Source organism: Streptomyces sp. NPDC004610, assembly GCF_040609715.1.
Lineage (GTDB): Bacteria > Actinomycetota > Actinomycetes > Streptomycetales > Streptomycetaceae > Streptomyces.
This window is the reverse complement of sequence record NZ_JBEXLA010000003.1, coordinates 149,785-170,323: the sequence shown is the minus strand read 5'-3', so window position 1 is coordinate 170,323 and position 20,539 is coordinate 149,785. Positions and strand designations below refer to the sequence as shown.

General features: G+C 71.5%; 21 protein-coding genes. 9 read left to right on the top strand and 12 right to left on the bottom strand.

The genetic code is table 11. From position 1 onward, the window contains the following. The first annotated feature begins 7 nt into the window (after positions 1–7). Positions 8–907, top strand: coding sequence for a hypothetical protein (locus ABZX40_RS04850; protein ID WP_355737233.1), 900 nt, complete (start codon positions 8–10; stop codon positions 905–907). 153 nt (positions 908–1,060) lie between these two features. Here ABZX40_RS04850 and ABZX40_RS04845 read toward each other — a convergent pair whose 3' ends face one another. Beyond that, positions 1,061–2,362: an aldolase/citrate lyase family protein gene (locus ABZX40_RS04845; RefSeq protein ID WP_355737230.1), complete on the bottom strand. Its 1,302-nt coding sequence runs from the start codon at positions 2,360–2,362 to the stop codon at positions 1,061–1,063. Positions 2,363–2,585: 223 nt separating this feature from the next. On the opposite strand from ABZX40_RS04845, the gene ABZX40_RS04840 reads away from it, so the two are divergent. Next, positions 2,586–3,488: an endonuclease/exonuclease/phosphatase family protein gene (locus ABZX40_RS04840; RefSeq protein WP_355737227.1), complete on the top strand. Its 903-nt coding sequence runs from the start codon at positions 2,586–2,588 to the stop codon at positions 3,486–3,488. A gap of 190 nt (positions 3,489–3,678) precedes the next feature. Here ABZX40_RS04840 and ABZX40_RS04835 read toward each other — a convergent pair whose 3' ends face one another. The 4 genes from ABZX40_RS04835 to ABZX40_RS04820 form a co-directional block, all read right to left on the bottom strand. Beyond that, positions 3,679–4,641: an electron transfer flavoprotein subunit alpha/FixB family protein gene (locus ABZX40_RS04835; RefSeq protein WP_355737225.1), complete on the bottom strand. Its 963-nt coding sequence runs from the start codon at positions 4,639–4,641 to the stop codon at positions 3,679–3,681. A 127-nt stretch (positions 4,642–4,768) separates the two neighbouring features. Next, positions 4,769–5,557 (bottom strand): electron transfer flavoprotein subunit beta/FixA family protein, encoded by a 789-nt coding sequence (locus ABZX40_RS04830; protein ID WP_355737222.1) that lies wholly within the window; start codon positions 5,555–5,557, stop codon positions 4,769–4,771. 219 nt (positions 5,558–5,776) lie between these two features. After that, positions 5,777–6,298 (bottom strand): flavin reductase family protein, encoded by a 522-nt coding sequence (locus tag ABZX40_RS04825; RefSeq protein WP_355737219.1) that lies wholly within the window; start codon positions 6,296–6,298, stop codon positions 5,777–5,779. A 124-nt stretch (positions 6,299–6,422) separates the two neighbouring features. Next, entirely contained in the window at positions 6,423–6,836 is a 414-nt protein-coding gene (locus ABZX40_RS04820; RefSeq protein WP_355737216.1) for a thioredoxin family protein, read from the bottom strand. A 75-nt stretch (positions 6,837–6,911) separates the two neighbouring features. Between ABZX40_RS04820 and ABZX40_RS04815 the strand changes: the two genes are divergently transcribed. Both ABZX40_RS04815 and ABZX40_RS04810 read left to right on the top strand, forming a co-directional pair. Further along, entirely contained in the window at positions 6,912–7,328 is a 417-nt protein-coding gene (locus ABZX40_RS04815; RefSeq protein ID WP_355737213.1) for a DUF4395 domain-containing protein, read from the top strand. A 217-nt stretch (positions 7,329–7,545) separates the two neighbouring features. Beyond that, positions 7,546–8,274: a lysophospholipid acyltransferase family protein gene (locus tag ABZX40_RS04810; RefSeq protein WP_355737211.1), complete on the top strand. Its 729-nt coding sequence runs from the start codon at positions 7,546–7,548 to the stop codon at positions 8,272–8,274. Positions 8,275–8,606: 332 nt separating this feature from the next. Here ABZX40_RS04810 and ABZX40_RS04805 read toward each other — a convergent pair whose 3' ends face one another. The 5 genes from ABZX40_RS04805 to ABZX40_RS04785 all read right to left on the bottom strand — a co-directional run bounded on the left by ABZX40_RS04805 (position 8,607) and on the right by ABZX40_RS04785 (position 13,475). Further along, positions 8,607–9,326 carry a phenylalanine--tRNA ligase beta subunit-related protein gene (locus ABZX40_RS04805; RefSeq protein WP_355737208.1) on the bottom strand — a complete coding sequence of 240 codons (720 nt, stop codon included), beginning with the start codon at positions 9,324–9,326 and terminating at the stop codon, positions 8,607–8,609. Further along, complete coding sequence (locus tag ABZX40_RS04800) at positions 9,323–9,940, bottom strand: transglutaminase family protein (protein WP_355737205.1); 618 nt, start codon at positions 9,938–9,940, stop codon at positions 9,323–9,325. Before ABZX40_RS04800 ends, ABZX40_RS04805 begins: the two co-directional genes overlap by 4 nt. Positions 9,941–10,039: 99 nt before the next feature. After that, positions 10,040–11,110 carry a low specificity L-threonine aldolase gene (locus ABZX40_RS04795; RefSeq protein ID WP_355737202.1) on the bottom strand — a complete coding sequence of 357 codons (1,071 nt, stop codon included), beginning with the start codon at positions 11,108–11,110 and terminating at the stop codon, positions 10,040–10,042. Next, positions 11,107–11,853, bottom strand: a complete 747-nt coding sequence (locus ABZX40_RS04790; protein WP_355737357.1) for an SDR family oxidoreductase — start codon at positions 11,851–11,853, stop codon at positions 11,107–11,109. The genes ABZX40_RS04795 and ABZX40_RS04790 overlap by 4 nt, the downstream gene beginning before the upstream one ends. A 41-nt stretch (positions 11,854–11,894) precedes the next feature. After that, entirely contained in the window at positions 11,895–13,475 is a 1,581-nt protein-coding gene (locus tag ABZX40_RS04785) for a DUF6421 family protein (protein WP_355737200.1), read from the bottom strand. Positions 13,476–14,317: 842 nt separating this feature from the next. On the opposite strand from ABZX40_RS04785, the gene ABZX40_RS04780 reads away from it, so the two are divergent. Then, positions 14,318–15,001: a glycerophosphodiester phosphodiesterase family protein gene (locus ABZX40_RS04780; protein WP_355737198.1), complete on the top strand. Its 684-nt coding sequence runs from the start codon at positions 14,318–14,320 to the stop codon at positions 14,999–15,001. A 93-nt stretch (positions 15,002–15,094) separates the two neighbouring features. On the opposite strand, the gene ABZX40_RS04775 is transcribed toward ABZX40_RS04780, so the two are convergent. Both ABZX40_RS04775 and ABZX40_RS04770 read right to left on the bottom strand, forming a co-directional pair. Continuing rightward, positions 15,095–15,640, bottom strand: a complete 546-nt coding sequence (locus ABZX40_RS04775) for a GNAT family N-acetyltransferase (protein WP_355737196.1) — start codon at positions 15,638–15,640, stop codon at positions 15,095–15,097. Positions 15,641–15,813: 173 nt separating this feature from the next. Beyond that, entirely contained in the window at positions 15,814–16,779 is a 966-nt protein-coding gene (locus ABZX40_RS04770) for an N-acetyltransferase (RefSeq protein ID WP_355737193.1), read from the bottom strand. 290 nt (positions 16,780–17,069) lie between these two features. Between ABZX40_RS04770 and ABZX40_RS04765 the strand changes: the two genes are divergently transcribed. From ABZX40_RS04765 to ABZX40_RS04750, 4 genes are all read left to right on the top strand, one after another. Continuing rightward, complete coding sequence (locus tag ABZX40_RS04765; protein ID WP_355737192.1) at positions 17,070–17,627, top strand: DUF5134 domain-containing protein; 558 nt, start codon at positions 17,070–17,072, stop codon at positions 17,625–17,627. 87 nt (positions 17,628–17,714) lie between these two features. Continuing rightward, the gene (locus tag ABZX40_RS04760) at positions 17,715–18,653 is read left to right on the top strand and encodes a M56 family metallopeptidase (RefSeq protein ID WP_355737189.1); all 939 of its coding nucleotides are present in this window, start codon (positions 17,715–17,717) and stop codon (positions 18,651–18,653) included. Positions 18,654–18,797: 144 nt separating this feature from the next. Next, positions 18,798–19,478: a phosphatase PAP2 family protein gene (locus ABZX40_RS04755; protein WP_355737186.1), complete on the top strand. Its 681-nt coding sequence runs from the start codon at positions 18,798–18,800 to the stop codon at positions 19,476–19,478. Between the two features lie 247 nt (positions 19,479–19,725). Further along, positions 19,726–20,439 carry an HAD-IA family hydrolase gene (locus ABZX40_RS04750; protein WP_355737184.1) on the top strand — a complete coding sequence of 238 codons (714 nt, stop codon included), beginning with the start codon at positions 19,726–19,728 and terminating at the stop codon, positions 20,437–20,439. Positions 20,440–20,539 lie beyond the last annotated feature (100 nt).

Here is a 20,539-nt window from a genome sequence, read left to right as displayed (position 1 = left end):
CGGCACGATGGACGAGGCGACGGACGGCGACGGCGGGGGCGGCGAGGCACACCCGGGGCCTCCGGCCACCGCTCCCGGCCCTCTCGGGGCCGACCCCGACGGCCCCTCCCCCGGACTCCCCGGCCCCACCCTGGAGGCCCTGGGCCTGGCCGTGGTCCCCCGCGACCACCCGCTGACCTACCCGGGCGCCTGGCCACCCGACTCCGCGCTCCTCACCGGCGACCGGCTGCTGCCGCTGACCCGGCTGGTCCACGAGGACCGCGTACCGGTGCTGGCCGTGGGCTCCAACGCCAGTCCCGCCCAGCTCCGCGCGAAGCTCGCCGAGTTCGCGATCACGACGCCGCTCCCCCTGGTCAAGGCGCGGGTCACCGGGATCGGCATCGGCGTGTCGGCGCACATCAGCCGGATGGGATACATCAGCGCGTCCCCCTTCGCCGCGCCGGGCACGGCACGGGAGCTGTTCCTCACCTGGCTCGACGCCGGTCAACTCGCCGCGGTCGACGCCAGCGAGGGCGTACCGCTGCCGGACGGCAACTACCGGCGGGCCTGGCTGCCCGCGCCGGACGTCCGGATCGACCTGGCGGACGGACGGACCCTCCCGGGCGCGTACGCCTACGTCAATCGCCGGGGCGTGCTGCGCGACGGCGGCGGCTCGCGTCTGCGCCACGGCGACCAGCGGACCCTGCTCACCGGGCTGCTGGCCGCGCTGCCTGGGCTGCGGGAGCTGTGCGGGGCGACTCCGGAGGAGTTCTGCGCGCGGGTGCGCGCCGATCCGGCGGTCGGCGCCCGCGGCACCGAACTGTTCGCGGAACAGGGTCTGGTCATGGCCTCCGGCCTGGAGAGGTTCGTACGGCGGGGTCGGGCGGCCGGGAGTCCGGGCGCCGGGGAGTCGTGGGCATCGCTGTGATCGTCCACAGCCTACGGACCGGCACTGACAGCGGCCGTCCGCGCCTGGACGGCCGTACCGGACCCGCTGCCGCACGGCCAGCACCGGACTCGCGGACCCACCGCCGCACGGACACCCGCCCTCACCGGAGGTACCGGCGCTGCGATCGGATGATCAGGCGGACGTCGTCAGATCCCCCCGCCGGGGTGTCGCGAAACCCTCCAGGTCGGTGCGGGACAGCCCGGTCAGGCCGGTGACCTCGGCGCTGTCGAGGGCGCCGCAGTCCAGGCCGCGCAGCAGATAGCCGCTGAGGGCCTTGGCGGTGGCGGGTTCGTCCATGACGTCCCCGGCGGTGTGTCCGGCATAGCGGGCGAGGCGGGCGGCGGCGGCCTCGAAGCCCTCGCGGTAGAAGGCGAAAACGGCGGCGTAGCGGGTGGGGAGGTGCCCGGGGTGCATGTCCCAGCCCTGGTAGTAGGCGCGGGCCAGGGCGCGCCGGGTGAGGCGGTAGTGGAGCCGCCAGGCGTCGTGGACCCGGTCGGTCGGGCCGACCGGCAGGACGTTGGTGGAGCCGTCGGAGAGGCGTACGCCGGTGCCCGCGGCGGCGACCTGCATGACGGCCTTGGCATGGTCGGCGGCGGGGTGGTCACTGGACTGGTGGGCGGCCGACACGCCGAGGCAGGCGCTGTAGTCGAAGGTGCCGTAGTGCAGGCCGGTGGCGCGGCCCTCGGCGGCGTGGATCAGCCGGGCGACGGTGGCGGTGCCGTCGGCGCCCAGGATGGACTGGCTGGTCTCGATCTGGATCTCGAAGCCGAGCCGGCCGGGCTCCAGGGCGTGTGCCTTCTCGAAGGCGTCCAGGAGCCGGACCATGGCGGTGACCTGCTCGGGGCAGGTCACCTTGGGCAGCGTCAGCACCAGTCCGCCGGGCAGGCCGCCCGCCTCGACGAGTCCGGTGAGGAAGATGTCCAGGGTGCGGATGCCCCGGTCGCGGACCGGCGCCTCCATGCACTTCATACGGATGCCCATGTAGGGCGCGGCGGTGCCCCCGGTGTACGCCTCGGCGATGAGCCGGGCGGCGCGGGCGGCGGTCTCGTCCTCCTCGGCGTCGGGGCGGGGCCCGTAGCCGTCCTCGAAGTCGACGCGCAGGTCCTCGATGGGCTCCTGGGTGAGTTTGGCGCGCACGCGCGCGTGGACGGGTTCGGCGAGGGCGTCGTCCAGGCCGAGGACGGCGGCGAAGGAGGCGGCGTCGGGGGCGTGTTCGTCCAGGGCGGCGAGGGCCTGGTCGCCCCAGGAGCGGACGGTGTCGGCGGTGAAGGCGTCGCCGGGGACGTAGACGGTGTGGACGGGCTGGCGGGTGCCGGGGTCTCCGGGGTAGCGGCGCTCCCGTTCGGCGTCGACCGGGGCGAGGAAGGCGCTGATCTCCTCGCTGACGGCGCCCGCGAGGCTCGTGCGCACCCGCTCCTGCTGGCCCTGACCCATGCCACACCCTCCGCTTTTCCGCTTCATGGAATCAACAATCCGTTGAATGAAGCTATCCGCCGCTCCACCCCGGGTCAACACCCCTTCCATGTCGGGACACTCCTGCATATCGGCATGTTCACGCCCAACTCATACGGCGGTAGAACACTTCGGTACACACTTCGGTACACCCGCCTCGCCCCGCGCCGGTCCGGCCGCCGGGCCACCCCGCGAAGGAGCCCCCGTGCCGAACCGCAGCCGTGTCAGCCGCCGTACGGGTCTGAAGAGCGCGCTCGCCGCCACGGTCGCCGTGCCCCTGTCGGGCGCCGCCGTGACCGCCGCCGCGTCCGGCGACGAACGCCCACAGGGGCGGCTGGAGGTCATGTCCTTCAACCTGCGCTACGCGAGCACCGCCGAGCCGAACAGCTGGAGCGTCCGCAGACCGGTCATGCGCGCCCTGCTGCGCCGGGAGCGGCCCCATCTGATCGGCACCCAGGAGGGCCTGTACCAGCAGCTGCGGGACATCGAGAGCGACCTCGGGCCGCACTTCGACTGGATCGGCACCGGCCGCGCGGGCGGCAGCCGGGACGAGTTCATGGCGATCCTGTACGACACCCGGCGGCTCGCACCGCTGGAGTTCGACCACTTCTGGCTGTCCGACACGCCGGAGGTGATCGGATCGAACACCTGGGGCGGCGGTTCCATCCGGATGGTCACCTGGGTCCGGTTCCGCGACCGGGCCGACGACGGCCGGGAGTTCATCGCGCTCAACACCCATCTGGACAACAGCAGCGCGCACGCCCGCACCCGCGCCACCGAGCTGCTCGTGCGGCGGATCGCCGCCCTGGACCCCGCCCTGCCGCTGGTGGTCACCGGCGACTTCAATGTGGCCGCCCACCGGAGCCCCGTCCACGACACGCTGCTGGCCGCCGGACTCACCGACACCTGGGACACCGCCGCCGAACGCGGCCCCCTGTACGCCACCTTCCACGGCTACCGCCCGCTGACCCCGGACGGCGACCGCATCGACTGGATCCTCACCACGCCCGGGGTGACCACCCACCGCGCGGACATCAACACCTTCTCCCTGGACGGCCGGTTCCCGAGCGACCATCTCCCGGTGCAGGCGACCCTCACCCTCGGCTGAACGCCACCGTGCCCCACGACACGCCCGAGGCCCCCGCGCCCGCCACAAGAGCGGTCACAGGGGCCTCGTACAGCGTTCCAGGGGCCTCGCACAACGTCCCAGGGGCCTCGTCCGACGTCCATAGGGACCCTGTAGGGCTCCACAAGGGCCTCGTAGGGCGTCCGGGGAACGAACCCGCCCTCGCGGGTGATCAGCCCTTGCGGGTCTTGATCTCCTCGGTGAGCTGGGGCACGACGGCGAAGAGGTCGCCGACGATGCCGTAGTCGACCAGGTCGAAGATCGGGGCCTCGGCGTCCTTGTTGACGGCCACGATGGTCTTGGAGGTCTGCATGCCCGCGCGGTGCTGGATCGCGCCGGAGATACCGGCCGCGATGTAGAGCTGCGGCGAGACGGACTTGCCGGTCTGGCCGACCTGGTTGGTGTGCGGGTACCAGCCGGCGTCCACGGCGGCACGCGAGGCGCCCACGGCCGCGCCCAGCTCGTCGGCGAGGGCCTCGATCACGGCGAAGTTCTCGGCGCCGTTGACCCCTCGACCGCCGGAGACCACGATCGCGGCCTCGGTCAGCTCCGGGCGGCCGGTCGACTCGCGCGGCGTGCGGGAGGTGACCCGGGTGGTGGTGGCCAGGTCGGAGAAGGTCACCGAGAGGGCCTCGACGTCACCGGCGGCCGGCTCGGCCTCGACCGCGGCCGAGTTCGGCTTGACCGTGATGACCGGGGTGCCCTTGGAGACGCGGGACTTGGTGGTGAAGGCTGCGGCGAACACCGACTGGGTGGCGACCGGGCCCTCGTCACCGGCCTCCACGTCGATGGCGTCGGTGATGATGCCCGAGGAGACCCGCAGCGCGAGGCGGGCGGCGATCTCCTTGCCCTCGGCGGAGGACGGCACCAGCACGGCGGCCGGGGAGACGGCCTCGTAGGCGGCCTGGAGGGCGTCGACCTTGGGGACGACCAGGTAGTCGTCGTACTCGGCGGCGTCGTGGGTGAGGACCTTGACGGCGCCGTGCTCGGCGAGGACGGCGGCGGTGTCGGCGGCGCCGTTGCCCAGGGCGACGGCGACCGGGTCGCCGAGTCGGCGGGCGAGGGTCAGCAGCTCCAGGGTGGGCTTGCGGACGGCGCCGTCCACGTGGTCGACGTAGACGAGAACTTCAGCCATGGGACTTCTTCTCTCCTGCTGTGCGAAGGGGGCGGGGCGGTCGGCGAATCAGAGTCGGCGGGCAGGCCGGGCGGCGGGCGGGATGCCTCGCCCGCGCGGGCGCCGGTCGAGCTGCCGTGCGGCAGGCTCAGACGAACTTCTGACTCGCGAGGAACTCGGCGAGCTGCTTGCCGCCCTCGCCCTCGTCCTTGACGATCGTGCCAGCGGTGCGGGCCGGGCGCTCGGTGGCGGAGTCGACGACCGTGTAGGCGTTCTCCAGACCGACCTCGTCGTCGTCCAGGTCCAGGTCGGACAGGTCCCAGGACTGCACCGGCTTCTTCTTGGCCGCCATGATGCCCTTGAAGGACGGGTACCGGGCCTCGCCCGACTGGTCGGTGACCGAGACGACGGCCGGCAGGGAGGCTTCGAGCTGCTCGGAGGCCGCGTCGCCGTCCCGGCGGCCGGTGACCTTGCCGTCCTCGACGGCAACCTCGGAGAGCAGCGTGACCTGCGGGACCCGCAGCCGCTCGGCGAGCAGCGCCGGGACGATGCCCATGCTGCCGTCGGTGGAGGCCATGCCGGAGACGACCAGGTCGTAGCCGGCCTTCTCGATCGCGGCGGCGAGCACCAGGGAGGTGCCGATGGCGTCGGTGCCGTGCAGGTCGTCGTCCTCGACGTGGATGGCCTTGTCGGCGCCCATGGACAGGGCCTTGCGCAGCGCGTCCTTGGCGTCCTCGGGGCCGACCGTCAGGACGGTGACCTCGACGTCGTCGTCGGAGTTCTCGGAGATCTGGAGGGCTTGTTCGACCGCGTACTCGTCCAGTTCGGAGAGCAGGCCGTCGACGTCGTCGCGGTCGACGGTCAGGTCATCGGCGAAGTGCCGGTCGCCAGTGGCGTCGGGCACGTACTTCACAGTGACAACGATCCTCAAGCTCACGCCGGCTCTCCTACTGCAATCGTCATTTCTCGGCTGCCTTCCAGCAGGCAGCATAGGCGCCCCTGGCAGCCGGTCCCGGTCGGGGCGACCTGCGCACCTACCAGAATATTACTCGTCAGTACACCCAGTTCATGCCCGCTAAGCAAGCGCTTTGAACTGTGACCTTTGCAACGCAGCGTAACCGGAACTGGACGGTCCCGCAGGCGCGCGGCCACGTGATCAATCCCGCAGGCCGGTGAAGTCCCCCCGGTGGTACAGCAAGGGACTTCCGGACCCCGTGGGGTCACCCTGGACGACCTCGGCGATCACGATCCGATGGTCACCCGCGGGCACGCGCGCGTGCACCCGGCACACCGCCCACGCGAGCACCCCCGCCAGCAGCGGCACCCCCTCGGGGCCCTCCCGCCACCGGGTGGGCGGCCCGAAGCGGTCGGCCCCGCTGCGCGCGAACGTGTCCGCCAGCTCCCGCTGGCGCTCCGCCAGCAGATGCACCCCGACGTACTCCGCCGTCTCGACCGCGGGCCAGCTGGAGGCCCCCGTGGCGATCCCGAAGGACAGCAGCGGGGGTTCGGCCGCGACCGACACCAGGGACGTGGCCGTGAAACCGGCCGGACCCCGGGCACCGCGCGCGGTGATCACCGCGACCCCCGCCGCGTGCCGCCGGAAGAACGACCGCAGCAGTTCGGGCGAGCCGGGCCGGACCCCGCTCAGGGCGGACTCCAGATCCGGTACGGCCGTCATGGGGCGATCCCGCGCATGGCACCAGGCTCCCGACGCCCGGCGGCCCCGGTCAAGTACGCCAGGGCACATGGGACCTGATTCACCGCCGGTGAGTGACCCAACCGACGCTCCGCCACCTCCCGGCTCACACGGCCTCGCCCAGTGCCGCGATCACATCCGCCCGGCGCGGCTGCCCGGTCGCCCGCCGCACGATCCGCCCGTCCGCGTCGAGCACCAGCACGGTCGGCGTCCTGAGGATCTCCAGCGCGCGGACGAGGTCCAGCCGCGCCTCGGCGTCGATCTCCACATGGGCGACGCCCGGCACCATCCCGGCGACCTCCCCCAGGATCCGGCGGGTCGCCCGGCACGGGGCGCAGAAGGCGCTGGAGAACTGCACCAGGGTGGCCCGCTCCCCCAGGGCCCCGCCCAGTTCGGCCGCGCCGAGCCGTTTGCCGTCGTCCCGCCCGCGCACCCGTACTCTCCCGCTCCGCCGCTTGTGCAGCACTCCATAGGCGCTCGCCACCGCGAGCACCGCCAGGCACACCATCAGTCCGGTCATCGACGGGTGCAGCGTTCATCAGACTGCAAAGATTCCCGGCCGGTCGAGCCGTCCGGACTACGGAATAGTTGATTCATGGACATCGATGTGAGGGGGCCCCGGTTCGGGGCGGCCGTGACCGCCGTGGTCCTGGCGGTCGTACTGGTCACCGGGAGTGCCTGGCTGCTGGCCTGGCAGACCCTGGCGTTCGCGCTCGGCGCGGCGGGCGGGGTGGGCCGCTCGCCGTACGGCTGGCTCTACCGGCGGCTGGTACGGCCCCGGATCGGGCCGCCGACGGCGTTCGAGTCACCGGAGCCGCCGCGCTTCGCGCAGGCCGTGGGGCTCGGCTTCGCCCTGCTCGGTCTCGCCGGCTACGCGCTGGGCCCCCAGTGGCTGGGCCTCGCGGCGACCGGGGCGGCCCTCGCGGCGGCCTTCCTCAACGCCGCGTTCGGGTACTGCCTGGGGTGCGAGATGTATCTGCTGGCGCGGCGGGTGGCGGTGCGGCCGAGGTAGCGCGGCGGGGCGGGAAGCGGGCCCCGGGAACGGCGTCCCGCGCGCGATGTGCCGCCGATGGCATGGGACGTGACGAGGATTACGCCGGTCGCGGGCACCAGGGCTGGCCCCCTGTTCGTTCTTCGGGCACCATCTGCGAGATGCCGTAAACCTACGGCCGCGTAACTTTCCGCCGGGAGTCCCTTCCCAGGCAGAGCAGGAAGGGCCTGTCCCGCCCATGGCAGAGCTTGTGTACCGCCCGGTGATCGGTTTCGCCCGCACGCTGTTCAAGGTGTGGGACCTGAAGATCGACTGCCAGGGTTCGGAGAACATCCCACCGTCGGGCGGTGCCGTGCTGGTCAGCAATCACATCAGCTATCTGGACTTCGTCTTCAGCGGTCTGGCGGCCCTGCCCCAGAAGCGGCTGGTCCGTTTCATGGCCAAGGAATCGGTTTTCCGGCACAAGGTGTCCGGTCCGCTGATGCGCGGCATGAAGCACATCCCGGTGGACCGCAAGCAGGGCGAGGCCGCCTACCGGCACGCGCTGGAGTCCCTGCGCTCCGGCGAGGTGATCGGGGTCTTCCCAGAGGCCACCATCTCGGAGTCGTTCACGCTGAAGAGCTTCAAGTCGGGCGCGGCCCGGCTGGCGCAGGACGCGGGCGTGCCGCTGGTCCCGATGGCCCTGTGGGGCACCCAGCGGCTGTGGACCAAGGGCCACCCGCAGAACTTCAAGCGCAGCCACATCCCGGTCACGGTCCGGGTGGGCGAGGCGATCGAGGCGACCCGCGAGGAGTACGCGGGGGCGCTGACCCGGCGCCTGCGCGGCCGGGTGCAGGAGCTGCTGGAGGCCGCCCAGCGCGCGTACCCGGTCCGCCCCAAGGGCACCGACGACACCTGGTGGATACCGGCCCACCTGGGGGGCACGGCACCGACCCCGGAGGCGGTCAAGGCGGCGGAGGCCCGCTGAGCGCTGACGCGCGGGTGGGGGGGTGCTCGCGAGCGCGTTCCCGGCCTGGCTGGAGTTCTGGGCCCTCCCGCGCGCGCAGGACAGTGCTCGTCGTCTGTCATGGCCCCGGTTGGTGGCTGGGGACGCTCCCGTGCGCGTGAGGCGGTGTCGGTGGGAGGCGGTAGCGGTGGCGACCTTGGTGCCTAGCACCCCGATAGGGGCACTTCCGCGCACCTAGGGCGGCGGCCAAGTCGTGCGCCCCGTTGCCTGCTTGCCGCCCGATGTTTGTGCCGCCCATGGTTCGTTGCCGCCTGCCCTCGCGTACGTCTGCCGGGGCCGTACGCGCGCGATCGTTACCGCGCTGCCGGTGCCCCCGGGCCGGTCGTCGCGCCGCCGAGTGTGATCTCCGCCCCGGGGCTGAACTTCTCCAACAGCTCGGCGAGTTCCGTCGCCGCCGTCCGCACCTCGGTGACGGGCATCGGGGCGAGGCTCTCCAGCAGGAAGATGCCGGAGACGGTGTCCTCGTCGAGCCGGGTGCGCGGGCCCTGGCGCCAGTTCCAGCGGCGGCAGGTGACGCCGAGGTCGTCGCGCCACACCACCTCGCCGGGCTCCGGGTGCTCGACCGTCTCCGCACCCCCGGCGGCGGTCACGAAGTCCTCGTCGCCGCGCGCCCGCACCAGCCGCATCCCGCCCTCGATCCGGTCGATGTCCTCCCCGCCGACCGGGATCAGATGGGCCACGCTGACGGCGTTGTAGAGGTCCACCAGGAGGTTGATCCGGGGCAGTCCGGCATCGGTCAGCGCCCGCCGGGCCAGTGCCTCCGCGGAGTTGCGGGTGCGGGACGGCTTGGCACCGAAAGCGCTGTACGCCGTACGCCAGGCGGCCATGTGGGGGTCCTCGTGGGGTGCCCTTCCGGCCAGACGTACGGCGAGTCGGCGGGTGGCGTCGTCCAGGAGGGCCGCACTGGCGTCGGTGCTGGGTCCGCCCACCAGTCCATGGGCCTCGACGGTGACATGGGTGAATCCGGGCGCGAGGGCGCGGACCTCGTCGGAGACGGTCAGGGAGAACGTCATGGCTGCCTCGGGAGTGCGGTGGGGAGCGTCTGCCAGAGCTGGGCCCGGTCGGTGGCGGCCTTGAGGGCGTCCAGGACGACCGGGTGCGGTTCAGCGTACAGGACTGGATAGTCCACCTCACTGGACTCTTCGTCCGGCGCACCGGCCACCGGGAAGGCCAGCCGCTCGCCGGTCAGCGAGAACCGGGCATCCACCCCCGGTTTGTTGCCGCGCGGGTCCTGCCGGTGCCAGGCGCCCCGGAACCGGACGGCGATCAGGCCGTGCACCACATAACCGCTGCCGTCGTCGTGCCGGAGGCGCTGGTAGCAGAGCGCGGCCGGGATGTCCTCGGCGCGCAGCAGGGCGGCGAGGGCGTGGGCCTTGGCGTAGCAGATGCCGGTTCGCTGCTCCAGGACGTCCGATGCCCGCCAGGTGACCCGCGGATCGCCGCTGTCGGCGGAGTGCGGGATGGTGTCGCGGATGAACTCGAAGGCGGCCCGCGCATAGTCATACGAGTCGGTGACGTTCCGCGTGAGCCGGGCGGCGGTCCGCCTCACCAGCGGATGGTGATGGTCGATGACCTCGTCGGCGGCCAGGTAGGCGGACAGGTCGGGGGTGTGCTGGATGAGCTGCATGCCCGCAGAGCATAGAAAGGCGATCACCCAGGAGTCAATGAATTTCCGGATTACCGCATATCTATGCAATGCATGCTTGTGGGAGTCGCGCGCCCCGGCTCAGCGGGCCATCTCCTCCTTGAGGGCCGCGACGAAGGTGTCCACGTCCTCCTCGGTGGTGTCGAACGCGCACATCCAGCGCACATCCCCGGCCGCCTCGTCCCAGAAGTAGAAGCGGAACCGCCGCTGGAGCCGGACGGTCACCTCGTGCGGGAGCCGGGCGAAGACGGCGTTGGACTGGACCGGGTGGAGCAGTTCCACCCCGTGCACCGCGCGGACGCCCTCGGCGAGCCGCTGGGCCATCTCATTGGCGTGCCGGGCGTTGCGCAGCCACAGGTCCCGCGTGAGCAGGGCCTCCAGTTGCACGGACACGAACCGCATCTTCGAGGCGAGCTGCATGGACAGCTTGCGCAGATGCTTCATATGGCTGACCGCGTCCTGATTGAGCACCACAACCGCCTCACCGAACAGCGCCCCGTTCTTCGTGGCGCCCAGGGAGAGCAGATCGACGCCCGCCGCATTGGTGAACGCCCGCATCGGAACGTCCAGCGAGGCCGCCGCGTTGGCGAGCCGCGAGCCGTCGAGATGGACCCGCATCCCGAGCGCGTGGGCGTGGTCGCACAGCGCGCGGAGCTCGTCCGGGGTGTAGACGGTCCCCAGTTCGGTGCTCTGCGCTATGGACACCACCTGCGGCATCGCCCGGTGCTCGTCGTCCCAGCCGTACGCCTGCCGGTCGATCAGCTCGGGGGTGAGCTTGCCGTCGGGAGTGGGGACGGTGAGCAGCTTCAGCCCGCCGACCCGCTCGGGCGCCCCGCACTCGTCGACATGAATGTGCGCGCTCTCGGCGCAGATCACCGCACCCCAGCGGTCGGTGACAGCCTGGAGGGCGACCACATTGGCACCGGTGCCGTTGAAGACCGGGAAGGCTTCCGCGGTGGCTCCGAAGTGGCTGCGGACCACACTCTGGAGATGCTCGGTGTAGTCGTCCTCCCCATAGGCGACCTGGTGGCCGCCATTGGCGAGCGCGAGCGCGGCGAGGATCTCCGGGTGGACGCCGGCGTAGTTGTCGCTGGCGAAGCCGCGGACCTCCGGGTCGTGGTGGCGGCGCGCGTCGGTCTTCGGGGGGTTCACGGCTTCTCGGTCAGCCACAGACGTCGTCCATTCACTTCGGCGGCGGGCTTGTCCCAGACACCGACGACGGCCTCGGCCAGGTCCGTGACATCGGTGAAGCCCGCGAACTTCGCGTGGGGTCGCTCGGCGCGCATCGCGTCGTGCACCAGCGCCTTGACGACCAGGATGGCAGCCGCCGCGTTCGGGCCGCCCTCGCCTCCCGCCTTGCGGAAGTAGTCGCCGAGGGCCAGGGTCCACGCCTCGGCGGCGGCCTTGGCGGCGGCGTAGGCGGCGTTGCCCGCGGTGGGCTTGCCCGCGCCGGCCGCGCTGATCAGTACGTACCGGCCCCGGTCGCTGCGCTGGAGTGCCTCGTGGAAGGCGAGCGAGGTGTGCTGGACCGTGCGGATCAGCAGCAGCTCCAGGAAGTCCCAGTCGTCGAGCCGGGTCTTGGTGAAGGTCTCGCTGCCGCGCCAGCCGCCGACGAGATGGACCAGGCCGTCGACCCGGCCGAAGTCCTTCTCGATGCGGTCCGCCCACTCCTGGGCCGACTCCCGGTTCAGCAGGTCCACCGTGTCGCCGACGACGGTGGCACCGCCGTGCGCGTACCCGGCCGCGTCGACGGCCTCGGCCAGCCGCTCCGGATCGTTGTCGGCGCCGATGACGGTCGCACCGGCCTCCGCCAGCCGCAGCAGCGTGGCCCGGCCCGCCGGCCCGCCCGCGCCGGCCACCGCGATCACCGCGCCGCTGAGCGCCCCGTTCCCCATGATCCTCGCCTCCGTAGCAGCGTTCTCGTTGCGTGCGTCGCTCACGCGGCGACGCGCTCGGCGGTGTCCGCCGTGATGCCCCGGGTAGAGGCGATCACCTTCTTCAGCTTCTTGGACAGCGCCTCATAGAACATGCTCAGCGGAAACTCGTCCGGAAGCACGTCATCGACCAGTTTGCGGGGCGGCAGGGACAGGTCCAGGGCGTCGGGGCCCTTGGCCCACTTGGATCCCGGGTGCGGGGAGAGATAGGTGGCGACCAGCTCGTACCCCTTGAACCAGTGGACCAGCTTGGGGCGGTCGATGCCGTCGCGGTAGAGGGTCTCGATCTCGGCGCAGAGCTGGTTGGTGATCTGCGGGGCGCGTTCCCAGTCGATCGACAGCTTATTGTCGGTCCAGCGCACGACGTCGTGCCGGTGCAGGTAGGCGAAGAGCAGCTGGCCGCCGAGCCCGTCGTAGTTGCGGACCCGCTCACCGGTGACCGGGAAGCGGAACATCCGGTCGAACAGTACGGCGTACTGCACGTCACGAGCCTGCGGGACACCTTCCCCGGCGAGCCGCACGGCCTCCTTGAAGGCGGTCAGATCGCAGCGCAGCTCCTCCAGGCCGTACATCCAGAACGGCTGGCGCTGCTTGATCATGAACGGGTCGAACGGCAGATCGCCATGGCTGTGCGTACGGTCGTGGACCATGTCCCAGAGCACGAACGCCTCTTCGCTGCGCTTCTGGTCATGGACCATCGCGGCGATGTCCTCGGGCAGTTCGAGGCCGAGCAGGTCCACGGCGGCGGCGGTGACCCGGCGGAAGCGGGCGGCCTCGCGGTCGCAGAAGATCCCACCCCAGGAGAAACGTTCAGGCGCTTCGCGTACGGCGATGGTCTCGGGGAAGAGAACGGCGGAGTTGGTGTCGTACCCGGCCGTGAAGTCCTCGAAGGCGATCCCGCAGAACAGCGGGTTGTCGTAGCGGGTGCGCTCCAGCTCCGCCAGCCAGTCCGGCCAGACCATCTTCAGCACGACCGCTTCGAGATTGCGGTCCGGGTTGCCGTTCTGCGTGTACATCGCGAACACGACCAGATGCTGGAGGCCGTCCCGGCGATCGGCGGCCGGCTGGAACGCCAGCAGCGAATCGAGGAAGTCCGGCACCTGGAAGCCTCCGGCCGACCAGCGGCGGAGGTCCTCCACCAGGGCGGCGTGGTAGGGGGCGTCGTGGGGCAGCAGGGGGGAGAGGGTCTGGATGGATTCGATGATCTGGGTGATGGTTTGGGTGGCGAGGGTTTGGGTTGGGGTTGGGGTGAGGGCGCGGGATGGGGTGGGGGTGGAGGTGGGGGTGTTCCCGGGGGTCGGCTCCGCGGTGGGGACGGGCTCGGTCGCGGGGGTGGGCTTCGCGGCTGGGGCGGGGTTCGTCGCCGGGGCAGGCGCAGCGGCGGCCGGGGTGGGCTCGGCGGTCGGGATGCCTTCAGGGGCCGAGGTGTGGTCGGTGGTGAAGTCGATGGAGCCGTCCGCGGACTGCCAGCTGCGGATCCGCTCGACGGCGTCCTTCAGCACGGGCCAGGCCGGGTGCTCGACCACCCGGGGCGCAGCAGAAACCTGCCCATCGATCGTCGGGTGATCAAGAATTTCCGTCATGTCCCATCCTCCACGGGAGAACCTTGCGTATGGACACCGTATGCGTACGACCTTTCTTCCAGCAAGGGGAGTCGCCGGAGATCCTCCTGCGCTTACCCGAGGTCCACCGGATTATTTCCTGCGGGATGGGGAAGTGGGGGTGGGTTGGCGGGGGCGGGGTGGGCGCGGGGTGGGTGCGGATTGGCGGGGGCGGGGTGGGCGCGGAGGGCGGCTCGCGGCGGGGCGGGTTCCGGGCTGAGCGGGGGGGCGGTTCGGGGTGAGGGCGGGTTCGGGGCTGGGCGAGGGGCGGTTCGGGGTGAGCGCGGGTTCCGTGACTGGGCGGGGGCGGTAGAGGGCTAGGAGAGGCCGGTGCAGGGCCAGGAGAGGCCGGTTCGAGGTTGGGCGGGGCCGGTTCGGGGAGCAGCGGGATTCGGGGAACCACCGACGGGGCTCGGCTCGGGGGATGACGGCGAGGGACGGCGGAACGGGACGGCGGCACGGCACGGCGATACGGGACGGAGGACTGGGGCGACGGACGACGACCCAAGGCGAGCGCGGCGGAATGTCGCGATGATGGCGTTCGGGTGAGGATGGGAGGGGGAGCGGAACGAGAGGGACGGGTGCCCTCCCGGGGTGCTGTTCCTGGGGCCCTCGTCCCCGGCACGGCGGCGCCGCCACGCTTGTCCCTCCCCGGCACGGAGGTGCCCGGCCGTGTCGCTCTCCCGTTCTCCGCCACTCACCGAATCCGCAGCGTACGTACGGGTTTCATCTCACGCCCCGGCCACTAAAGTGCGGAACTCACACCGTGCGGACGGTTGCTGGTCCGCTCGGCCGCCTGCCCGTCGACGGAAGCGAGCCGAACCTTGAACTTCCTCACCATCGGACACCGCGGAATCATGGGCGTCGAGCCCGAGAACACCCTCCGTTCCTTTGTCGCCGCCGAACAGGCCGGCCTCGATGTGATCGAACTCGATGTTCATCTGAGCAAGGACGGCGCTTTGGTCGTTCTGCACGACGAAGACGTCGACCGGACCACCGACGGCACTGGTCCCGTCGCCGAGAAGACCCTCGCGGAACTACGCGCGCTGGACGCCGGTCGCGGCGAGCGGATCCCGGTCTTCGAAGAGGTGCTGGACGCCGTCCGCGCCCCGCTCCAGGTCGAGATCAAGAACACCGCGGCGGCCCGCGCCCTGTCCGAGGTGCTGCTCACCCGGGATCTGGTGGAACGCGTGGAGGTGTCGTCCTTCCACGACGAGGCGATCACCGAGATCACCCGCCTGGTGCCGGGCGTACGCACCGCGCTGATCGCGAGCCGCTATGGCACCGATGTCGTGGACCGGGCGGTCGAGGCCGGCGCGCGGACCGTCTGCCTGAACATCCGCCGCCTGACCCTGGAGATCACGGAAGCCGCCCATGACGCGAACCTGCGGATCATCGGCTGGGTCGTGAACACCCAGGACCATCTACGTCTGGTTCGCGCACTGGAACTGGACGGAGCGACCACCGATCATCCGGACATCAAACGAACAGGCCGCTTCACGGCGTGAGAGGCGAGGGCCCAGCGGCTTCTGGACCGAGGGGCCCACGACACCGCCGCCCACCCGCGACAGGGGTAGCGCCCCTGCCCGATCCCGCTACCGCTACAACCCCTTGACCAGCAGCTCGAACTCCAGGTCGTCCCGCTGCGGAACCCCGAACCGCGCCTCGCCGTAAGGGAACGGGGTGGTCCGCCCGGTGCGCCGGTAGCCGCGCCGCTCGTACCAGGCGATCAGATCCTCCCGGACGGTGATCACGGTCATGTGCATCTGTGCGGCGCCCCAGAGATCGCGGGCCCGCCGCTCGGCCTCGGCGATGATCGCTTTGCCGAGGCCGGCGCCCTGGAGTACGGGACTGACCGCGAACATGCCGAAGTACGCATGATCACCGCGGTGTTCGAGCTGGCAGCAGGCGATGATCCGGCCGTCCCGCTCCACCGTCAGCAGGGTGCCGTCCGGCGCCTTGATCACCTCGAGCACGCCCGCGGCGTCGGTGCGCTGCCCCTCCAGGATGTCCGCCTCCGTCGTCCATCCGGCCCGGCTGGAGTCCCCGCGGTAGGCCGACTCGATCAGCGCGACGAGATCGTTCACATCGGCGTCGGTGGCATCGCGGAACGTCAGTCCGTCGGTGGTGGCGGGGCGGGCGTTCATGGGGGCACTTCTCCGTTCGGCGGTGCGGGGTTCGGCACGGACGAGACTAACGCGCACGGGAGGCACCGTCCCGGCGCTGCCCAGGGGTGCGGGCAGCGCCGGGCTCAGGGGTGATCGTGTCCGGACTCACGGACGGCCCTCGGCCGACTCGCGACGACGGCCGGACGGTCGGCTCACCGGCGGCCGACGGCTGACTCAGTGGCGGCCGGTGCCGGGTCCTCGGGGGCGGTGTCGTCGTCGGGGCGGTAGCGCCACCCGCGATCGGTCCGGGTGAGTTCCCGGAAACCGATCGCGATCAGACGATCGATCGCTTCCTGATCGTTTGATCCTTCGTACGCCAGAAGCCGATCCGTTCCGCACCACCGCAACCAGTCCGCCGCCTGCCCGAGCAGCCACTCCTCCCAGCCCTCCTTCTCCCGTACGACGACCAGGTCGCCGATGTCCGCGAGACCGGCAGCACGGGAGTGCCGTTCAGGGCGGGCGAGGGAGGTGTCGATCTCGATGTGCCCGAGGGCGTCACCGTCGGCCGCGTACGCGGTGAACCGGGTGCCGCACTCCCCCAGGGTGCGCTCGACCCGGACGCCCGGCCGGTGCTGCGGCTCCGGCAGGTCGTCGACCCGGGTGATGAGCAGTATCTCGGTGTCACCGGTGTGCCGGAAGCCGGCGTTCTCGTACACGGCCCGGATGTGCGGCCAGGGGCGCGGTACGCCGTAGACGGCCGGTGCGGGGAGGGCGCCGTCGGCGAGGCACGCCCGGACGTCCCAGCGGGCGAGCTGGGCCAGGCAGGCGTTCATGAGCAGTTCGGCGGCCTTGTCGGCGTCCGGCTGGAGGGACGTCCCGGGGCGGCTGACGAACCAGCCGATCTCGCCGGTGCCGCGGTAGTCGTCGCCGACCTCGTCGTCCGCGCGGTAGCGCAGCAGATGCGCCGCCGCGACGACGTGGCGCCGGGATTCGGCGATCAGGGTGATCCGCTCGGCGACCCAGGGGTCGGTGATGAACTCGTCCGGCTGCCGCTCCAGTGAGCTGAGCACGGTGTTCACGGAGACTGAGACGCCGGGCAGCACGGCGGCGACGTGCAGATTGATCAGATCGGTGAGCTGATCGCGGTCCGCGCGGTGAAAGGGGCGGACAGTGGGCATGGGTGACCTCCGGTCGAGGAGTGAGCTACTGGGAGGCCGCCATGCGATGCGGTATGCGAGCACCCTACGACGGGTAGGGCGCCGGGCGCGAGGCGGTATCGGGCACCGGGCGCGAGGCGGTATCGGTCGACCGGGGGGGGCGGTATCTCTCGCCGTCGCCCCGGCCACGGTCGTGATCGTCACCTGCCGTGCTCCCGCGCGTGCTCCCCGTATACGACCGTGCGCTGGCGTGCGCGCCGCACGGGTCGGGCATCGCTTCCGTGGACCGTGTGTCGAGCGGGGAGGTGCGTGTGCACGGACCGGCCTCGCCCGGGTGGCTACTGGTGGCGCTGTGTGCCGTGACCGGCGCCTATTGCGTCCTGCGGATGCGCAGCACCGTCGCGGAGCAGCGCCGTACGGCTGGCGACGAGGCGCTGATGGGGTTTGGCATGGCCGCGATGGCCGTACCCGCGACCGTGTTCACTCCACCGGCGTGGACCTGGCCCATGTACGTGATCGTGTTCGGTCTGGCGGGGCTGCGAGCTCTGTGGGCCGCTCGGGCGAGCGCCCATCACGCACACCACGCCGTGGGCGCGTTGGCCATGGTCTACATGGCGGTCGCAATGACCGTCTCCGGCGGGCAGGGTCACGTCCATGGGGGCGGTTCCGCCGGACTGCCGCTGGTCACCGGGGCGTTCCTGCTGTACTTCACGGGATACGTCCTCGTCTCGGGAACGCGGCTCCTGCCGGTGGCGGGCGTCGCGGACGCCTCGGTGGGTTCGGCGGGGTGGGGTGACCGGCCGGAGCTGGCTCGGGCGTGTCGGCTGTCCATGGGGATCGCCATGGTGGCGATGCTGATGCCGATGTGATCGATCGATCGATCAGAACCGTGGTCTGCGTCACTTTGCGGTCGAGGGCCGTACCCGTCAACCACCGCGCACTCATAGGCTTTCGCCATGATGGTCCCCGCGGCACTGCTGCTGCTCGGCGCCCTGATCGCCGTTCTCGGCCCCAGGACACTCGCACGGGCCGACTGGCCCGATCGTGAACCGGTGGTCGCCCTGTGGGCGTGGCAGTGCGTCGTGGCGGCCGTGCTGCTGTGCTGCGCGCTGTCGATGACACTGAGCGCGGCGGCGGCCTGGCAGGCGGTGCGCGGGCAGGTGTTCGCGTCCGCGCCGAACGGGGTCATGGAGGCGTACGCGCTCGGTACGACCGGGCCCTGGGCCGCGGCGACTGCGGTGACGCTCGCGCTGGCCGGGCTGTGGAGCGGCGCGATGCTCCTGCGGGAGATCGTCGGCGCGCGGGCCCGGCGCAGGCTGCGGCGGGCCGAACTCCGGCTCCGGTCCCCGCTGTTGCCCGGCGAGGAGACCGGCACCGCGGGTCGCCTGGTGGTGCTGGAGGGAGAGCGACCGGACGCCTGGTGGGTGGCGGGGACGCCGCCCCGGATGGTGGTCACGACAGCCGCGCTGCGCCGCCTGAAGGGCCGCCAGTTGGACGCGGTCGTGGCCCACGAGCAGGGCCACGCGCAGGCCCGGCACGACTGGCTGCGGCACTGCTCGGCGGCGCTGGCCGCCGGGTTCCCGCAGGTCCCGGTATTCGCGGCGTTCCGGGGCGAGATGCACCGCCTGGTCGAACTGGCCGCCGACGACATGGCGTCCCGCCGTCACGGCCGGCTCACCACCGCCCTGGCACTGGTCGAACTGAACGAACACCGCGGTGTGTTCGGCCCCTCCCCCGCACCCCAGGCGCATGTCCCGCAGCGCGTACAGCGGCTCCTCACGGCCCCGGACCGGCTCCCCGCGATCCACCGGCTGCGTCTGACGGCGACGGCGGCGCTCGTTCCGGTCGTCCCGGTCCTGGTCGCTTTCGTGCCCGGCCTCAGGGCTCTGGGTTAGCGATCGACAGGCATCGGATCGATCGGATCGACCGAACAGCGGATCAGCGACCGAACACCGGATGAACGACCGATCAGGGATCAGCAATCGATCTGCGGGCCCCGGCGGTGGCCTTGCGCCCCACTGGTCGGCGACAATCGCAGTATGACCCTCACGCCCGTCGACCGTCCCACCCGTCCGGCGGAGCGGCACCTCGCCGTGCGCGCGGCACTCGGGTTCGCCGCGAGCTCCCTGGTGCTGCTGATTCTGGTGGCGGCGTCATGGGGACCGCTGATCACCGTGGACCGGGAGATCGCGGTGACCACCCATCGCTGGGCGGTCACCGAGGACGGACTGACGCACACGTTCCGGATTCTCACGGACTGGGTGTGGGACCCGCTCACCATGCGCATTCTGTGCGGCGCGGTGATCATCTGGCTGGTGTGGCGGCGGGCGGCCTGGTTCACCGCGGGCTGGCTGCTGGTGACCGTGGCCATCAGCACCCTGATTCAGCAGGGCCTCAAGGCGGCCGTGGGCCGCGAACGCCCCGTCTGGCCGGACCCGGTCGACTCGGCCCACTACGCCGCCTTCCCGTCCGGCCACGCCATGACCCTCACCGTCGTCTGTGGCCTCCTCGTCTGGCTCCTGCACCACTACGGCGCCTCCCGTACGGTCCTGCGCTGGGCCACGGCCGTCGCGGCCGTTTCGATCGTCGGCGTCGGCCTCACCCGGGTCTGGCTCGGCGTCCACTGGTTCAGCGATGTGGTGGGCGGCTGGCTGCTGGGCGCGATGGTGATCGCGGCGGCGGTCGCGGTACATGAGCGATTGCGTCCGACCGGGTCCTGATCGGGGGATCCGGGGTCGGTCGTCGAACCGGGCCTGGATCGGTGACCCAGGGCCGGGGATACGGCATAGCGCATATGGCATCCGGGGCCGACACGGTCATGGCCGTCGCCGACGGCGGCAGCACACGGCGGTGCCGCCGCCGCATGGAAGCCGCTCCCCGGCCCGACAGCTCGGCTGCCATCCGATACGCATCGCGGCCTGGCGCATACCGGCGCCCTCCCCAAGCAACCGCCCCTAGGATCACCGCATGACCGCCGTCCTGTTCGACTTCTCCGGCACCCTCTTCCGCGTCGAACCCACCCACTCCTGGCTGCGCGCGGTTCTCGACGCGTCCGGACTCGACCTTCCGGAGACCGAGAGGGCCGCCCTCGCGGAGGCGCTGGAGGCGGCCGGGGCACTACCGGGCGGACGGAACCCGCAACGACTCCCGGAGGAACTGGCCGGCCTGTGGGCGGTGCGCGACGAGAGCGCCGAACTCCACCGTGCCGCCTACACCGGCCTCTCCCGCCAGGTGCCACTGCCCGCTCCTGAGCTGCATGAGGCGCTCTACGACCGCCATATGGCGCCGGCCGCCTGGACCCCGTACCCGGATGCGGGAGAGGTGCTGGCCGGGCTGCGCGCGCGGGGCATCAAGGTTGGTGTGGTCAGCAACATCGGCTGGGATCTTCGCCCGGTGTTCCGTGCGCACGCTCTCGATGTTCATGTGAACACCTACGCGCTGTCCTTCGAGCACGGGATCCGCAAGCCGGACCCACGCCTCTTCGCGACCGCCTGTGCGGCGCTCGACGTGGATCCGAGGCAGGTGCTGATGGTCGGGGACGATCGAGGGGCGGACGGCGGGGCCGCAGCCCTGGGGTGCGCGGTGCACTTCGTCGATCATCTGCCGGTCGCCGAGCGCCCGGACGGGCTGCGCCCGGTTCTCGACCTGATCGATCTCCTGTCTGATCGATCTCCAGCCTGATCGAAGGAAATGAAAGGCACGCGGTCGATCGATTGATCAATCGCCCCTCTGATCCGTACCCGATGGCCCGCCACCCACGGGGTAGTAGCCTCAGCACACT

Bases quoted from the DNA above. Each gene is read 5' to 3' on its own strand.
- ABZX40_RS04850 (WP_355737233.1), top strand. From the start codon at position 8: ATGGACGAGGCGACGGACGGCGACGGCGGGGGCGGCGAGGCACACCCG.
- ABZX40_RS04845 (WP_355737230.1), bottom strand. From the start codon at position 2,362: ATGGGTCAGGGCCAGCAGGAGCGGGTGCGCACGAGCCTCGCGGGCGCC.
- ABZX40_RS04835 (WP_355737225.1), bottom strand. From the start codon at position 4,641: ATGGCTGAAGTTCTCGTCTACGTCGACCACGTGGACGGCGCCGTCCGC.
- ABZX40_RS04825 (WP_355737219.1), bottom strand. From the start codon at position 6,298: ATGACGGCCGTACCGGATCTGGAGTCCGCCCTGAGCGGGGTCCGGCCC.
- ABZX40_RS04820 (WP_355737216.1), bottom strand. From the start codon at position 6,836: ATGACCGGACTGATGGTGTGCCTGGCGGTGCTCGCGGTGGCGAGCGCC.
- ABZX40_RS04815 (WP_355737213.1), top strand. From the start codon at position 6,912: ATGGACATCGATGTGAGGGGGCCCCGGTTCGGGGCGGCCGTGACCGCC.
- ABZX40_RS04810 (WP_355737211.1), top strand. From the start codon at position 7,546: ATGGCAGAGCTTGTGTACCGCCCGGTGATCGGTTTCGCCCGCACGCTG.
- ABZX40_RS04805 (WP_355737208.1), bottom strand. From the start codon at position 9,326: ATGACGTTCTCCCTGACCGTCTCCGACGAGGTCCGCGCCCTCGCGCCC.
- ABZX40_RS04800 (WP_355737205.1), bottom strand. From the start codon at position 9,940: ATGCAGCTCATCCAGCACACCCCCGACCTGTCCGCCTACCTGGCCGCC.
- ABZX40_RS04790 (WP_355737357.1), bottom strand. From the start codon at position 11,853: ATGGGGAACGGGGCGCTCAGCGGCGCGGTGATCGCGGTGGCCGGCGCG.
- ABZX40_RS04785 (WP_355737200.1), bottom strand. From the start codon at position 13,475: ATGACGGAAATTCTTGATCACCCGACGATCGATGGGCAGGTTTCTGCT.
- ABZX40_RS04775 (WP_355737196.1), bottom strand. From the start codon at position 15,640: ATGAACGCCCGCCCCGCCACCACCGACGGACTGACGTTCCGCGATGCC.
- ABZX40_RS04770 (WP_355737193.1), bottom strand. From the start codon at position 16,779: ATGCCCACTGTCCGCCCCTTTCACCGCGCGGACCGCGATCAGCTCACC.
- ABZX40_RS04760 (WP_355737189.1), top strand. From the start codon at position 17,715: ATGATGGTCCCCGCGGCACTGCTGCTGCTCGGCGCCCTGATCGCCGTT.
- ABZX40_RS04755 (WP_355737186.1), top strand. From the start codon at position 18,798: ATGACCCTCACGCCCGTCGACCGTCCCACCCGTCCGGCGGAGCGGCAC.
- ABZX40_RS04750 (WP_355737184.1), top strand. From the start codon at position 19,726: ATGACCGCCGTCCTGTTCGACTTCTCCGGCACCCTCTTCCGCGTCGAA.